General features: G+C 36.6%; 9 protein-coding genes. 2 read left to right on the top strand and 7 right to left on the bottom strand.

The features are described 5' to 3' along the window. The first annotated feature begins 23 nt into the window (after positions 1 to 23). Together recU and H3R21_RS01430 are read left to right on the top strand one after the other, a co-directional pair. The gene (recU, locus tag H3R21_RS01435) at positions 24 to 665 is read left to right on the top strand and encodes a Holliday junction resolvase RecU (protein WP_232349866.1); all 642 of its coding nucleotides are present in this window, start codon (positions 24 to 26) and stop codon (positions 663 to 665) included. Further along, entirely contained in the window at positions 646 to 2,985 is a 2,340-nt protein-coding gene (locus tag H3R21_RS01430) for a transglycosylase domain-containing protein (RefSeq protein ID WP_198182505.1), read from the top strand. Before recU ends, H3R21_RS01430 begins: the two co-directional genes overlap by 20 nt. 110 nt (positions 2,986 to 3,095) lie before the next feature. Here H3R21_RS01430 and nth read toward each other — a convergent pair whose 3' ends face one another. The 7 genes from nth to H3R21_RS01395 all read right to left on the bottom strand — a co-directional run bounded on the left by nth (position 3,096) and on the right by H3R21_RS01395 (position 16,250). Beyond that, the gene (gene nth, locus H3R21_RS01425) at positions 3,096 to 3,725 is read right to left on the bottom strand and encodes an endonuclease III (RefSeq protein ID WP_046306887.1); all 630 of its coding nucleotides are present in this window, start codon (positions 3,723 to 3,725) and stop codon (positions 3,096 to 3,098) included. A 4-nt stretch (positions 3,726 to 3,729) separates the two neighbouring features. Then, on the bottom strand, positions 3,730 to 4,371 hold the full coding sequence (locus tag H3R21_RS01420; RefSeq protein ID WP_046306888.1) for a DnaD domain protein: 642 nt from the start codon (positions 4,369 to 4,371) through the stop codon (positions 3,730 to 3,732). 75 nt (positions 4,372 to 4,446) lie between these two features. After that, the gene (asnS, locus tag H3R21_RS01415) at positions 4,447 to 5,745 is read right to left on the bottom strand and encodes an asparagine--tRNA ligase (RefSeq protein WP_046306889.1); all 1,299 of its coding nucleotides are present in this window, start codon (positions 5,743 to 5,745) and stop codon (positions 4,447 to 4,449) included. A 66-nt stretch (positions 5,746 to 5,811) separates the two neighbouring features. After that, the gene (locus H3R21_RS01410; RefSeq protein ID WP_198182503.1) at positions 5,812 to 6,294 is read right to left on the bottom strand and encodes a hypothetical protein; all 483 of its coding nucleotides are present in this window, start codon (positions 6,292 to 6,294) and stop codon (positions 5,812 to 5,814) included. Beyond that, positions 6,263 to 9,073 carry a helicase C-terminal domain-containing protein gene (locus tag H3R21_RS01405; protein WP_370628073.1) on the bottom strand — a complete coding sequence of 937 codons (2,811 nt, stop codon included), beginning with the start codon at positions 9,071 to 9,073 and terminating at the stop codon, positions 6,263 to 6,265. The genes H3R21_RS01410 and H3R21_RS01405 overlap by 32 nt, the downstream gene beginning before the upstream one ends. 19 nt (positions 9,074 to 9,092) lie before the next feature. Next, complete coding sequence (gene addA, locus H3R21_RS01400) at positions 9,093 to 12,710, bottom strand: helicase-exonuclease AddAB subunit AddA (protein ID WP_198182501.1); 3,618 nt, start codon at positions 12,708 to 12,710, stop codon at positions 9,093 to 9,095. A gap of 3 nt (positions 12,711 to 12,713) precedes the next feature. Next, positions 12,714 to 16,250 carry a PD-(D/E)XK nuclease family protein gene (locus tag H3R21_RS01395; RefSeq protein WP_198182499.1) on the bottom strand — a complete coding sequence of 1,179 codons (3,537 nt, stop codon included), beginning with the start codon at positions 16,248 to 16,250 and terminating at the stop codon, positions 12,714 to 12,716. Positions 16,251 to 16,303: the final 53 nt, after the last annotated feature.

Raw genomic sequence — 16,303 nt, 5'->3', positions numbered from 1 at the left:
TAATGCTAGCAGGAGTGAGATTGATGGTCAAATATCCGAGTGGCAGCTCTGCCGCTTTTCGTAAATCCAGCGATAAACCTAAAAAAAGAAAAAAATATGTCCATAAAGATGATATTAGTTTTTCTGATCGCGGGATGACTCTTGAACAAATGATTAATGAATCAAACAAATATTACCTAACAAAAGAAATTGCGGTTGTTCATAAAAAGCCAACTCCAATTCAAATTGTTAAGGTAGATTATCCTAAACGTTCAAGAGCTGTAATAAAAGAAGCTTATTTTCGCCAAGAATCCACAACGGACTATAATGGTGTATATAAGGGTTATTACCTCGACTTTGAGGCTAAAGAAACCAAAAATAAAACGAACTTTCCCTTAAAAAACTTTCACGAACACCAAATTATTCATTTGGAGCAATGTTTAAAGCAGCAGGGGATTTGTTTTACGATTATAGGTTTCACTGCACTTAATAGATACTTTGTTACCCCTGCAAGTGCAATTATTAAAGCTTGGTGGGAAAAGGACAAAAGTTCAGTAACCATAGAAGAAGTTGAAGAATGGTCAATTGAAATTACTAGTGGCTTTCAACCCACTTTACCCTATTTAGAGGCAGTTGATCAATTCATCGCAGATAGGAAATTAAATAATGGCAAACAGAAATTATAATTCAGATAATGGACGCGAATCACGAGAAAGTTACCGTAAAAGTCTGCCAAAACCATTGTGGCGACGAATAATCAGCTGGCTATTTTTGGCTATTTTTCTAGTACTGCTTTCAGGAGTTGGACTTTTTGCATATTATGCCAAGGATGCTCCCAACATAAGTAGAGCTCAACTACAAAGCGGTGGTTCAACTGCTCTTTACAATACTGATGGCAAGTTTCTACTTTCATTGGGCTCTGAGAAAAGAATTTACGCTAAAGATAATTCAGACATGCAGTTGTTAAAGGATGCAATTGTATCTGTTGAGGACAAACGTTTTTATAAAGATAAACTTGGCATTGATCCAATCAGAATCGTTGGCTCAATGTTAACAAATGCCAAAAGTCAAAGTGTTTCAGCGGGTGGTTCAACGATTACGCAACAGTTAGTTAAGCTAACTGTCTTTTCAACTGACCCTTCCCAAAGAACGCTTCGCCGTAAAGCTCAAGAAGCATGGCTTGCAATGAGGGTGCAACGAGAATATTCACATGATGAAATTCTCGAGTTTTATATCAATAAGGTATATATGAATTACGGCAATTATGGAATTGGTACTGCAGCAAACTTTTATTATGGTAAGAAAATTGGTGAACTAGACTTGGCTCAAACAGCATTACTTGCTGGAATGCCTAATCGACCAACAGTTTATAATCCATATGTCTACCCTAAATATGCTAAGTATCGTCGAGATCTTGTGCTAAAAGCAATGCTCGATAACAAAAAGATTACCAACGAACAATATCAAACGGCGAAAAATGAAAGCATTACTAAGGGAATAAAGCCACATCGTCAACGTGCACAATCTGACTTACGTAAAATAGATGACCCTTACATTAAAGAAACTATCCAAGAAGTAAAAGATAAAGGCTTTGACCCTTACCGTGACAACCTAAAGATTACAATTAATATTGATCAAAAAGCTCAAAACAAACTATATGAGTTAGCTAACAGTAATCAGGTACCTTTTACAAATGACAAAATGCAAATTGGTGCATCTGTTGTAGATCCAAGTAACGGACATGTTGTAGCAATAATTGGTGGTCGTCACTTACCTTCCACTGTTCAATTAGGACTTGATCGTGCTGTTCAAACAAGTCGGTCCACTGGATCTTCAATTAAGCCAGTTCTTGATTATGGTCCTGCAATTGAATATTTAAACTGGTCAACTGCTAAAATGTTAGATGATAGTAAATACTATTATCCTAACACTGATATTCAACTCTATGACTGGGATAACAAGTATGATGGACTAATGACAATGCGTCATGCGCTCGAACAATCCCGAAATGTTCCAGCCGTTAAAACTTTGAAACAAGTTGGTGTTAAGAGAGCTGCAAAATTTGCTGGTCAAATGGATATTCATGTTCCTAAAAATTCGGGTCTCTCTGTAGCAATTGGAGCCGATGCCTCAAGTTTGCAAATGGCTGGTGCCTATGGTGCTTTTGCAGCGAACGGAATCTATCATAAGCCACAATTTGTTTCAAAGATTGAGACTCCTGATGGCTTGACTAGAAATTATGACTCTGAAGGTATTAGAGTGATGAGCAAGTCCACAGCGTATATGATTACAGATATGCTTAAAGGCGTTATTAAGCGTGGGTCAGGAACTAATGCTCAGATTAAAGATTTATATCAAGCGGGAAAAACCGGTTCAGTCAAGTATTCCAATGAGGAACTTGCTCGTTACCCTGGCTACGGATCGACCCCAAAAGACTCTTGGTTTGTGGGCTATACGCAAAGCTACTCTATCGGGGTATGGACTGGTTACGATAATCTTAAAGATGGTACTATTTCAGGAATTGGTCAACAATCTGCACAACTCTTCTATAAGAACATGATGACTTATATGATGAGAAACAAGCAAAATGTTGATTGGCAAAAACCGAATTCGGTAATTAGAGCCAAAATTGTCAAAAACTCTAATCCGCCAATGGTGTCTTCAACTGGTGAATGGCAACTATTTGTTCGTGGCCATGCTCCTGCTGGAATTGTTGATGACACTAGTGACGATAAAGACGATGACTCAAGTTCAACCAATTATAATGAGCAAAAGCGTACAGTCGCCCCAAGAAAGAAGTCTTCTGATAATCATTCGGATGATAACAAAAATGATACAGGACATGATCGTGATCAGGGCACTGCAAATAATAATTCTGGTAAGCCTGATAAGGATAAAAACAAAGAAAAGCCAAATCAAAATAATAATTCTGATACAACTGAAAACAATCAAGGTAATGATTCTGGCTCACAAAATCAGTCTTCTGAAGAGCATGAACATCATTAAGTACTAGAGAAAAAAACTTCAACTCAATCTATGAGCTGAAGTTTTTAATTGCATTGAGTACTAGTAGTAAATCCCTACTCTTTATTCACATGACTTAACAAAGAGCATTTTCACTTTGTCTTCAAATATGTATACGGATCATCTTTGTCACGTGCAGTCATCGAATAACGACCAAACAGAATCACTGCGTGATGAGTATGAATCCATTCATCTTTGGGCAAAACCTCCTCTAATCTCTGTTCAATTTCCAAAGGTTTGGCATTTTGCGGAACGATATGGAATCTTTTTGAGATGCGAGATACGTGCGTATCCACTGCAATTGCAGGTACGCCAAAGCCATCTGCTAGAACAACATTAGCTGTTTTCTCTCCTACTCCAGGTAAAGAAACTAAATCTTTTTTGTTTTTAGGAATCTGACTATGATATTTATCAACTAAAATTTTAGCAGTTTCTTTTAAGTGCTTAGCCTTAGAGTGAAAAAGACCAATTTTTGATATATGGTTTTCAATGTCTTTAATTGAAGCCTTTGCTAATGCATCCGGATTTGGGTAATCTTCAATGAACTTTGGCATTACTCGATTTACCATTTTGTCGGTTGTTTGTGCACTCATTAAAACAGCACATAATAAATGAAATTTATTGTCCCAAACCAACTCACTTTTAGCATCGGGATACATTTGATTAATAGTTCGCAGTACTTTACGAGCTTCCTCTGTACTCAATAATTTTTCTTTAGGCATTTCTTTATCGATTCCTTTGTAAAAACTTCTGAACTTCGCTTGGTGTTTTTAAGTTATGTCTTTGCCAATTAAGTAGAACCCGATCAACATACTTAAGGCTATATGCCTGCGATAAAACTGCTTCTCGCAAGGCAAGTTTTATTATTTCTGGATCATAGTGATCAACGTTTAACCAAGCAGAAATTTCTTCACGTTCAATTGGACTTAAATAACGACCAAATTCAATCTCAAATTGTCTCATTAATTGGTTCAAAGGACTATTGTCAATTTCGGAAGTAGTGTTTGTAGTTTCTTCTCCAGACTTCGGTGTTGCGACATTTTTTTCTAGCAAATCATCTAATTTTGAATAAAGCCGATCAAGATTATAATAGTTGCCAATGCGTCCTTTTTCATCTGTCACTTGATCTATCGTTAAATCGTTTTTATCTATTAGCTGTTGAATGATACTAGCAATTTCTGTTGCTGAAAAATTAGTATTGGCTGCCATCTGTTCATTCGATGGAAACTTGTTTCCTTTTTGTGCAAATAACTCTAGTTGGATAATTAAAATCAGTTCAGAATTAGTAATTTTAAGTTGAGGATAATACGCAAGTAATCCGTTTGAGAACACGGTAAATCCTAAAAAGCGGTAGTCATTATATTGCATGACAATTTCTCCCTTTTAAAAAAGTTGAACTAAAGTAACTTAGTCCAACTTTTTAACTTATTTAATTAATCAAATTTAAGGTTCAACTCTGTTAATCATTCTTGGGAACGGAATTGCTTCACGTACGTGGTCTAGCTTACAAATCCAAGCAATTACACGTTCAAAGCCCATTCCAAAGCCAGAGTGTGGCACGCTACCATACTTACGTAAGTCAAGGTACCAGCTGTAATTATCTTCGTTCAAACCGGCTTCCTTAATTTGCTCTCTTAAGGTGTCATAATCGCTTTCACGCTCAGAGCCACCCATAATTTCGCCATATCCTTCTGGGGCTAAAACATCTGCACAAAGATATTCTTTTGGATTTTCCGGGTTCTTCTTCATGTAGAATGGTTTAATTGAAGTAGGATAGTTAACAATAAAGAATGGACGATCAAATTTTTCGGAAATGAAAGCTTCATCTGGAGCACCAAAATCATCGCCCCATTTAAAGTCACGACCGTCTTCTTGAAGCATTTTTACAGCATCATCGTATGATAAGCGGGTGTAGTTTCCTTCAGCAGCTGGCTCCAATTTCTTTGGATCACGACCAAGTAAACTTAATTCATATTGGCAATTATCTAGTACTTGCTTAACAACGTATGAAAGAAAACGTTCTTGAATATCAAGTGATTCATCTTGATGCATCCAAGCCATTTCCGGCTCCATCATCCAGAATTCAGTTAGGTGACGACGAGTCTTAGATGCTTCAGCTCTAAAGGTTGGTCCGAAAGTAAAGATTTTACCGAAAGCCTCGGCACCTACTTCACCATATAATTGTCCAGATTGAGAAAGATAAGCATCCCCACCGAAATACTCAGTATGGAATAACTCAGTAGTGCCTTCTGGTGCAGAATGCATAAAAATTGGTGCATCAAATTTTACAAAGCCTTCGTTTTCAAAAAAGTCGACTGTGGCTTTAAAAATCATGTTTCTAATACGCATAATTGCAAATGGCCTTCTACTGCGTAGCCATAAATGGCGATGATCGAGTAAAAAGTCAATTCCGTGTTCCTTGTTACCAATTGGATAGCCTTCGCTATTAGTAATAACTTTTAAATCAGAAATTTGAATTTCATAACCAAAGTGTGAGCGTTCATCTTGATGAACAGTACCGGTAATGTAGAAGCTAGCTTCTTGGTGTAAAGACTTAGCAGCTTCAAAAACTTCATCAGAAACATCATTTTTTCTGATTACACCTTGAAAGAATGCAGTACCATCACGTAACTGCAAGAAAACAATTTTTCCGCTTGAGCGCTTATCTGTTAGCCAAACATGCATTTGAACTTCTTCGTCTACATGTTTAGAACAATCAGCAATTGAAATTAATTTTGTCATAAATTCTTGTTCCACTTTCCTTATCAAATCAATTTAATCATACCAAAGATTTTGCTATTTAGCGACTTAACCTAGCAAATTTCCATTTTTAAATTCATATAATTGGTATTGATAGTGATCAGCTGAATCTTTTGCTGTCACTTCCCAAACTGCTCGATTATTGTACCAACCTAGATTAACTTTGGTAATTTTGTTATTAGGATTTTGAGCCTGATAGCTACTTCGAACTTTAGCTTCACTAACGCCCTTTTTAGCTGAGAGTAAGTAGCCCTTTTTCGAACCAGGCAGGTAAATAAAATAGTATTGTTGGCGATTTTTACTTGAACCTTTTAATGAATAGCTGTTAACTCCCCGATCTAAGTGATAATTTTTTTCAATTTTAGTAATTGGGGACTTAGCTAATGCAATTTGATTTAACTGCTTTGTTTCGTTTCGTTCAGGGTTACTTGCTTTATAAAAAATGAGAACTGAAGCGGCATAGAGAAATATAATTATTCCAATTAGCCATGCTACAAATTTAATCGTTTGTCTTGTGTCGTCTTCTATCATAGTTATCTAACTTATTCCGTAATTCTTTTAAACTAATTTTGTTTGTTTTAACAGGGATAGCATTTAAAAATACTTTACCATAATCTTTTGTCCAAAGGCGTGAATCTAAAATTAAAAATTGACCTCGATCGTTTTCACCACGGATTAGTCTTCCCATCCCCTGCTTAAAACGAATGATTGCACGCGGGATTGCATCTGTCTTAAAAATATCAATTCCTTGCTTTTGCAATTGTTGCTGGCGTAATTTTACTTCAGGCAAGTCTGGAGATTCAAAGGGTAATTTTGCTGCAATTACGAGGTCGATATTACAATCATGGAAATCGATTCCTTCCCAAAAACTATCAGCTCCTAAAATAATTGCCTTTTGAGCAATTGCAAAACGTTTAGTAATGCGGTTGTTAGAGCCTGAAACTCCCTGAGCCAAAATTTCAAAATCACGTAGAGCTGGAGAATTCGAAATTATACTGTAGACATCTTTGATTTTATTCAAATTAGTCATCAGCACAAGCACGTGATTTTTATGGTTTAAATCATGTGCTAGTATTTCTGCCAGTGATTGATCAAACTGATTAGTGGCGACATCAGGTAGATCACTAACGGCAAGTACTTGCAAATGACTTTCCAATTTGAAGGTGCTTTTACCAACATATTCTTGGGGATGCATATCTGTTAAGGCAAGTTGTTTAACAAGATAATCAAAGTTGCCTTCACTTGTTAAGGTAGCACTGACAAAAGAAAGATGATCAAAACGATCGTAGATTTGTTTTAGTTCATCTGAAGCGTCAAGCATTAGCCAACTTAAATTTGCACTTAGTGGATCAGCTGGATTAGTTAAAGTAACAATAAAGCCTTCTTGGCTCATACTGGTATCTGTTTGTAATAAATCAGATAGCTGGTAGCTTTTGGTAATGTAAAAATCAAGGTGATCAATTTGCTCTGTGATTTCACTTAAAATAGCGTCTCGATCAGTGCCTGAAGTGTCTGTTTCATTATAAAGCTTAAACAAAATCTCGTTTGTTTGCTGGCGGACTTCTTCAAGTTTCTTTTGCAGTTTGGCTAAAGTAGCTAAAAACTTGCTGTCTTCGCCGAATAAGTCGCTTGCTTGAAAACTCAGTAACAAATTACTATTCGGCAACATGTTTTTGCTAATTGCTTGGCTACGTTTTTGATAAAGTTCTTGCTGCAGCTGGTTGATAATATTGATTAGTTTCAGGATTGCTGGGTCTAATTTTGCTAGTAAAAAATTAAACTGCACATCATCACCATACTGGTTTAGAACACTATCATCTGCATAAAAGAGCAAATTGCGTAAATGTGTCAAAGTGCCCCAAAAAGATTCAAACTGGAACGAATCATTACGTGAAGCAATAACGTTATCAACGAAACGGTGTGCTTCGTCAATTACTAAGTAAGGATTTTGTCCCCAAATTGAATCATTGTAGTGATTAGCTAAATATGCGTGATTAGTAACAAGAATGTCTGCTTCTTCCTGCCTTTGGCGTGCTAAATTCCAAAAGTCAACGTCCGCAAAACTACTTCCAACACGTGCGTCACCAGGATGTGATATTTTAACAAATAACGGTGCCTTATAATTGGTTAATTGCAGTTCATCTAGGTCACCAGTCTTAGTTTCTGTTAACCAGACCAAAATCCGCATCTGCAAGACTAAAGTCATTTTATTAGGCGTGCCCTGATAAAGGGTTTGATAAAACCCATCAAGATCCAAATAATGACTACTTGATTTAACAACTTCTGCCGCTAAATCAAGTTTAGTTACATTTAGTAGCTGTGGCACTTCCTGACTAATAATCTGATCTTGTAGTACCTTGGTTGGCGTAGCAATTACTAATTTGCGATTAGTGTAGAGCCGGTATGAATATGCAAACAAGTAAGAGAAAGTTTTCCCTGTCCCATTTGGAGCTTCTACCAATAAAGCCCGTTGATCGGGACTTTCAAGAAAAAGATTAATTCGGTTAATCAAGTCAACTTGCGGCTGGCGATAATTAATTTTGTTTTTAAATAAACTATACTTCGCCTTATTATTAGTTGGAAAAACAGCTTCGGCGTCACCGTTTTTAACTGTTGAATGTACTTCCTGTTTTTGCAAAACGATGTTACGCACTTGCATCTGACTTTTATTTAGTGGGCGCTTTTGCTTGCGAGCTTCATCTGCGATTGTCGAGAAAACCCATGACGTATCACGAATTAAACCGTGAGCTAGTGAGCTCAGTGTATTTAAAGTTGCTTGCGGTAGCGATTCAAGCTTTTTGATGATTTTGATTAGTAAAACTGCGGTTCCATATGCGTCAGAATCTGCCTTATGCGGATTAAGATGCTTTATTTGAAGCTGATTAGTCAAATCTGTTAGTTTATAGGACGGTAAAGTTGGGAAAGCGATTTTAGCTAATTCAACCGTGTCAATTGCTCGGTTAGTTAGAGCTTCATAACCATGTTGCACAAGTTCGTAATTCAAAAAAGGTAAATCAAAATTGACATTGTGTGCTACGAACACAGTGTCCTTCAAAATTTTGATGATTTTTGGTGCGTAATAAGAAAAGTCCTTTTGGTTGGCAACATCACTATCATGAATGTGGGTCAAATTTTGAACCGTTAAAGGAATTTCGCGATGAGGGTTAATCATAAAAGAATAGGTCTTGACGACTTCCATGTTTTTAATAATCGCGCAACCGAATTGAATTATATGATTATCGTCTTCGCGCTGGGTACCTGTTGTTTCAAGATCAACGACTGCAAAGGTATCCTTAGCAAAAGCAGTCATCAGTTCACCTTCATTTCAATTAATTTATTTCTACTATTTTTTCTGCGTCAAGTAAGATTAGATACTTATGTTTAACTGGTTTTTCAGCAAATGAGTTAAGTGCTCGCTCGTATAAACGCAGTTGACCAGTATACTTTTGCTTAATATTAGCAATTGCTAAATCTAAATTATGCTGATCAATGTGGTCAGTTTTATAATCAAATAATATTATGCCATCATCTTCAACGAAATAACCATCAATTGTACCATGAATTAATATTTTAGCATTTGGATCACTAAAATCGTTAAACAAGGTACTAGCAGAAAGCAGGCTGGAAAATTCAACCTCTCGCTTAAGTTGAGCAGGATTTTGCCAGAACGGTTTAGCAAAATCACTGCGAACGAACCAATTGATTTGTTGCTGATTAATGCTAGGAACAATTTCTGGATTTAACTTGTCTTGTTTAATTAAATCTTTTATTTCAAGTTCAAGTTGTTCCGGCTCACCTTTTTGATTGTAATCGTAGTACTGGAGAAGCAAGTGTGTTGCAGTACCAATCTCTGCTCCAGTAAATTTAGTTTCGAATAAAAAGTCAGGTTTAGTTTCAATTGGTTGAAGATAACGATTGGTTGAAGCCAATAAGTGTGCATTTTCTAACTCAGTTTCCAACGGATCATTGAATGCTTTCTTTATTTCAGAAACAGATTGATAAGCCGTAGTCGAACTGGCATCTCTGAAAGGATAGTCGTAATCGTACAACTTAGGAGCTATTCTTGTTAATAAAACATGATCTTGGTCAGAGGCCACTTCTTCTGTTTTAGCTATTTCAGAAGAAATTTTTTCATTTTCATAGTGGACTAACAAAAATGGTGTATCTTCATCTAATGAATTCGTGATATCACTAATCTTGATTTCGGGATATTTGTCAAAATTAATTGCTGGACCAATAAAACTCATTGAGCTAGTAGCGTTTAATTTACTACTTAAAGGCAATTTCTGTCGACCATTGAGCTGATTTTGCCATTTTTGGCGCGTCTTTTCGTAATTTTTGACTTCTGTAATAAGAATTAGTTTTTGACGTGCACGTGTCATCCCTACATAAAGAATACGTGCCTCTTCTTCCAACAATTGCTGTTTTTGAGCAATATTATCGTAAGATTTGAGCAGTGTATCGGCGCGATAATGTTCTTGCCTGATTGTCAGCCCCAAATTATTTGCATTAATAATATAATTACCGCTTAAATCGCGCATTTGGTAGCGGTGCTGTAAACCAATATAAAAAACAATTGGGAATTCAAGCCCTTTAGAACCATGGACAGTCATTAGTCTAACAGAGTCCCCCGCTTCTTTAGTAACTAGAGGTTGTGCTAGGTCTTTTTGACTGCGCCTCATTCGCTCAATAAAGTTAATAAACTGATATAGTCCTTTAAAGCCAGCACTTTCATATGAACTGGCACGCTCATAAAGTGCTTCAAGGTTGACGCGTCTTTGCTTTCCGTTTGGCAAAGCAGTCATTATTTCAAGTAAATTAGTTCGTTCGTAAATACTCCAAATTAACTCAGAAATACGATGATTAGCTGCAAAGTGACGTAACTCTTCTAACTGATTTAGAAAAATCTTTGTTTTTTGACTCAGCTCATCATTAACCGCAACATAAGAAGTTAAGGCATCATAAAAATCGGTATTTTTACTATGTACTCTGATTTTGGCTAAATCAGTTTCAGTGAAATTAAATAGTGGTGACCGCAATACTGCAACTAGCGGAATATCCTGATCTGGGTTATCAATGATGCGCAAGTAGTTTAGCACAATTGTTAATTCAAGCGTTTGAAAGTAATTTTTCGCATCCGTCACCAGTAACGGAATGTCATTTTTGGCAAACTCCTGCATAATTGCTAAGTTATCGCTACGACTTCTAGTTAAAATCGCAATATCGCTGTATTTAAAGTTCCGCTTTTCCTTGGTCTGAGTATCGTAAACTTGCAAATTCTCGTTTTTAAACTGCTTAATTCGGTTAATCACCATTGCAATTTCAGCTGAATCGATTTCGTCTTCATCTTCGGCATTAGTTGAACCATCTTGGCCATCTTTTTCGCTGTATATTAGTTCACTGGCTTGGGGCAGTTTTTCGGGATAGTAATTAGCACCTAAAACTAACTGCCCTTCTTTTTGGTAGTCAATTCCACCAAAGTCAGTAGTCAAAACATGATCAAATACCTGGTTAACGAGTTTAATTACCGGCTTTGTTGAACGGAAATTTGCAGATAATAGAATCCGTTCATCCTGCTTGTTCTCATCTTTGGCTGCCTCTTGATACTTATGGAGGAAAAGCGAAGGCTCAGCTTGACGGAAACCGTAGATTGATTGCTTAACATCCCCCACCATAAATAAATTATTTTGACCGTCCTTTTTAATCAACTGCAGTATTCGTTCTTGCAAGGGATTAATATCCTGATATTCATCAACCAAGATTTCTTTGAACTTAGTTTGATAAAACGACCGCGCCATTTGCGAATTTGAAGTATCTTGACTCAGTATTTGATAAGCAAATTGCTCCATATCACTGTAGTCAACCAGATTTTCTGCACGCTTCAATTGGTCAAATCGCTCAATTAAGGCTAGCTCTGCTTTGACGATTGCAGTCATAATTTGATGCCCTTTGTTTAGTAAAGCAATTTGTTCTTTTTCATCAGTAGCATAAAAGGAGGTAAAAGACGTAAATACTTGCTCGGAAGTATCTTTTTTAAGCTCAACGCATTCCTCATAAAAATCAAGTAAATCTTCATCCCATTTGCTCGATTTACGAAAACTAGTAAAGAGGCAACTTCTTAGTAGCTCTCTTTGCTTATCATAATTTTCATCACTTTCAATACTAACTAGATAATTTTGCAAGCACTTATCAAAGAGTTGGAAGCTGTCTTTAACTTTTGCTAATTCTTTGGTTTCCATGGCAGCTGTTGCCAGCAACTGCTCAAGTTTTTCCTTTAAATCAGAAAAAGTGATCAAAAGATAAGGCTTAATGTTCTTTTGCCATAGCTTTGAATGAGTGACATCGTCACCAATTTCATATTGAGTTGGTAAGTTTTTTAACCAGTCACGGTAATCAGGCTTAGCCATTGCATAATTATATAAGTCTAATAACAAGTCACGTGCAGATTCAGCACTACGGTCGCCGGCAAAATTTTCGTAAAAAGCAATAAAAGCTTGATCATCGTTTTCTAAAAATTCACTTTCAATTTCTTGCAGTGCTCGCTCACGCATTAATGCTGCTTGAGTCTCATCCGTTAAAACACTAAAACTAGGATCAAGGTCAATGACATAGTAAAAACGATGAATAACATCTAGACAGAAAGCATCAATCGTTGAGATATTAGCAGCGTCAATTAAGTTAAGCTGCTCTCGTAAGTCAATTTTAAGTTTTTCATGCTTATTTAGTCTCTGCTCAAGGGCACTTTTGATTTTTGCTTTCATTTCTTGAGCAGCTGCTTTAGTAAAGGTCACGACTAATAACTCATTTACACCCGTTCCAGTGAGAATTTCCTGCATAAGTCTCTCTACTAAAACAGTTGTCTTTCCGCTCCCAGCAGAAGCAGAAACCAGAATATCAAGGTCACGATCGTCTATTGCTTGCTGTTGTTCATTCGTATAATTTGGCATCACTTATTCCTCCTCTCCCAGTTTCTCTTTAATTTTGTTCATTAATTCTGTTTTACTCAAATTATCAATTTGATGGTATTTGTTTTCTTTTAGCATTGCATCAAAGAAGAAGATATCCCGATAGTCAGAGTATGTCAAAGCAGTGACTTGCTGGCCATATTTATAGGGATTGAGCTGAACCTTACCAGAGAGAATTTGACTAGATGCATCTTTGATTAATTCTTCATCATATTTTAGAAGAAGTTCAATTTCTTCATCATTAAACGCGTTGCCACGAAAACTCAACGAACCATCTTTCTTACTATTGACCCCAGCATAGATTTCCGAAGTGGTACCACCATTACTTAGTGCAGGATCGGCGTCTAAGATAACGGCCTGATCATAGTTAATAAGACCGTTATACTTGAGCTTCGTTTTTCCATCTAAGTTAGCTTGCTTAAGTTGTAAGTTATTGCCGTATAGATCCTTACCGTTTAAACGTTCAGTTTGTCTGGTAATGGTTTGGTAAAATGCTCCGAGTAATGACATTGGCTCTTTACCAGTAAAAAACTGCTGATTTCGCATTAGTACATCCATATACGAGACCATTTGCAGTGAAATTCCCTGATAAAACAGTCCTAAATTAAACTTTTTGGCGGAAGACTTATAGTCGATAACTTGGGCAATGTACTCGTTTTGATCACTAACCTTTGCCAAATCGACCCGGTCCATTTTTCCTCGTAAATTGACATAATGCTTCCCATCTAGATTTGGCACTAATAAGTCTAGTCCAGGTACTTTTTCACCAAAGCCAAAGCTAAGTTCAGAGTACTTTGCTCTTAATGGAGTCTTTTTAACTGCGCGATGCCAATTAACAGCCACATTAGTAGTGGTTTGATCGAGACACTTAAAGAGGAACACATTAAATGGATCATTACGAAGCTGTTTATATTTTGCTTCACTCTTCATTTTTTCGCGAGCAACTTCAAGCAATTGATTCAGCTTCAGATCATCAATTTCGGCCAAATCAAGCTTTTCCTTATTCAGCTCTTTCACTAAACGATCAAAGGTTTCATGGAAATAATTTCCGGCTTGGATTACATCAAATTCATTATCAAATCGTTTGCGTAAACGAAGACCATAATTTAAAAAGTATTCATAAGAATTTTCATAAAAAGTTTCGAGTTGCGAAACTGAAGAGTTTAGGTTTTCTCCGTATAATTGCTGAGCAAGCTCTGCACCGATATCTTGTGGGTGATTGTCAAACTGACTTGCGTCAAGCACCATTTTAGTCTTTTTAGGGATGCGCTCCTTAGTCAGTTCAAATAAGTGCTCAATATTAACTTCCGGATGTGCCTGCTTTAGGTATGTTAAATACCCAAGACTAGCTTGCGGATTGGTTAAAAAAGACAAGAGATCATTTAGCTTTTCTGGAAGATTATGTTGAGCAAATTCAACTCTTTCCTTTTCTTCAGCCTCTTTTTTATTAGCTGCTTCTTGCACGCTGGTATCGACACCTGCGACACGTTTAAGTCGTTCATAATAAATAGAAGGTTGAACCGACTCATTCTCTGCGTTTACTACAGAGTATGAAACATAGGTCATATCACTACCAAGCGCCAGTAGCAGACCAAATTGATAATTTTGGTCAAGGTTACTGGTTTGTTGCTGGTCTTCAATATAAGAATCTTCCTTAAATGCACCACTGTTAGTTAAAGTTTGTAAATTTTCAGAGCTCAAAAAGCCTGGTACATTTTGAATCTTAGGCAAACCTGTATTGGTGGCGCCCATGATAAAGACTTGCTTGTATCCACTGAGCTGAACAATTCCCGTTTCAGAAATATTGACAGCATCCAGTGTAGAAGGAATCTGGGCAAATGTTGCTTCTTTAAAGCCATTGATTAGTACATTGAAGAAACTGTCAAGCTCAAACTCATCTGGATTGATTAATAGATAGTCATGAAGTAGCGTAATTAATAAATCCCAAACTTGTTCTGATTGCCTTGCTTGTTGAAGGTCACCATCTTCTTGGGCATCTTGGCGCCACTTTTCTAGTACTGCTGGCACCTGATTGTTAACTAAAAAGTTGAAGAAAATGGTGATTGCCTTTTGCGTGTCTGTTTCTTCTGCTAGTTTTTTTAACAAAGAAGTAATCTTTTTAACAAAAAAGTCCTTTAATTTTTCAATTTTGGCAACTTCATCTGGAACTCTGTCTAGTCGAATAACTTCAGCAGCAATATAATCTGTAAAATCGCGTTTCCACAAGTTATGGTTAATGCCGTGGGCTAAAACAAAATTTTCGAGCTCATCAACGTCATGAATGTATGAAGTTTCATCCTTATACCAATCCGGAATAATTAAGTGTGTCTTCATAATCGCAAGCATATTTTGTGTTTGAAGTGGCCTAGTTAACAGCTGAGCGATATTCTCAATTAAAACAACTAAGGGATGATACTTCATTTCCTGTTGTAAATCATTAAAAAATGGAATGTCATTTTGCCGTAAAATTGGCGAAAGATAGGTTTCGTATTCGTGCAGATTTGGCGCAAGCACTAAAAAATCGCGGTAGCGGTAATTATTAAGCGCTACCTGCTGGTAAATAGTTCGAGCAACAAAATATGCTTCAGCATAACGGTTGTCGGCACGAATTAGCTGGATATTATTTAATTTTCCCACTTCAGGGACGGCACCAGTCCAAAATGAGTTAAGTAGTTCTCGGTTAGTTGGCGCTGCCGAGGGTTTAGTTGTTTCAACCTGATAATTTAGTTCGTTTGCTTCGATATATTTAACTAATTGATTAATCGTTCTTTGAATGACATAGTCATAATCACCGGGTTCTGCTTTAGCGTCAAGCTCACCGGTTTTTGTTTTAAAAGCCAGAGTTACACTATTTGCATGCTTCATCAATAATTTGACAGTCAAACATTCCTGCAAGGAAAAGTGTGAAAAATCGCTAAAGTAAAAGTCAGTCTTACTCAAATCAATCCCACTAGCCAGAAATTCATTTAGCTGTAACTGAATTTCGTTAGAAGTAGAAAACTTATCTTTAATGGTGTCAATGAAAGCTTCATAAAGAATTTTTAAATCGGCCACTTTGTTTTTAGTTTCAAGGTCTAACTTATCTTGATCAAAGTCATCTAAGTCTAGATTACCTTCTCTAACTTGCAAAATAGTACTGTAAAGTTGCTTAACTAGGCCAGGACTAACATTGACATTTTTGAAGAGGTGGAGCTGATCACGTTTTTGTTCAATGACTTTAGCTAAAATCATTGCTGCCGCAGTGTTGTCAAGCTGGGTGGGCATTACCTGCTTTGAATCCTTTAGGAAAAACCACGCAAGTCGTGAAAAAGATAACACTTGCAAGTTCTTAACTGATTGCTCAGTATTGCCTTGACTAATAGCAAGCCTATTTATTGCTCTGATTTCTGTGGTAAACTTAATGTGATTGGGAACAATGACAAAAGTTTGTTGCTTTGAAAATTTTTGATAATTTTCAACTGCTGCTTGTAAAACTTTTTCCTGCATTGGATCGGTTTGACGACCGACTAGAATTTTGATCATTTGTTCTCTTCTCCTTTGCTACATATTTTAGCATAGGAGCTAAACTTTTTTCA

It is taken from the genome of Lactobacillus sp. W8172, from assembly GCF_016102055.1.
GTDB lineage: Bacteria > Bacillota > Bacilli > Lactobacillales > Lactobacillaceae > Lactobacillus > Lactobacillus apis_A.
The sequence above is the reverse complement of the archived record's forward strand: the minus strand, read 5'-3'. Positions and strand labels throughout refer to the sequence as shown.

Coding starts and splice junctions, on each gene's coding strand:
- H3R21_RS01395 (WP_198182499.1), bottom strand. CDS start 16,250: ATGATCAAAATTCTAGTCGGTCGTCAAACCGATCCAATGCAGGAAAAA.
- H3R21_RS01430 (WP_198182505.1), top strand. CDS start 646: ATGGCAAACAGAAATTATAATTCAGATAATGGACGCGAATCACGAGAA.
- asnS (WP_046306889.1), bottom strand. CDS start 5,745: ATGACAAAATTAATTTCAATTGCTGATTGTTCTAAACATGTAGACGAA.
- recU (WP_232349866.1), top strand. CDS start 24: ATGGTCAAATATCCGAGTGGCAGCTCTGCCGCTTTTCGTAAATCCAGC.
- H3R21_RS01420 (WP_046306888.1), bottom strand. CDS start 4,371: ATGCAATATAATGACTACCGCTTTTTAGGATTTACCGTGTTCTCAAAC.
- H3R21_RS01405 (WP_370628073.1), bottom strand. CDS start 9,073: ATGACTGCTTTTGCTAAGGATACCTTTGCAGTCGTTGATCTTGAAACA.
- H3R21_RS01410 (WP_198182503.1), bottom strand. CDS start 6,294: ATGATAGAAGACGACACAAGACAAACGATTAAATTTGTAGCATGGCTA.
- addA (WP_198182501.1), bottom strand. CDS start 12,710: ATGCCAAATTATACGAATGAACAACAGCAAGCAATAGACGATCGTGAC.
- nth (WP_046306887.1), bottom strand. CDS start 3,725: ATGCCTAAAGAAAAATTATTGAGTACAGAGGAAGCTCGTAAAGTACTG.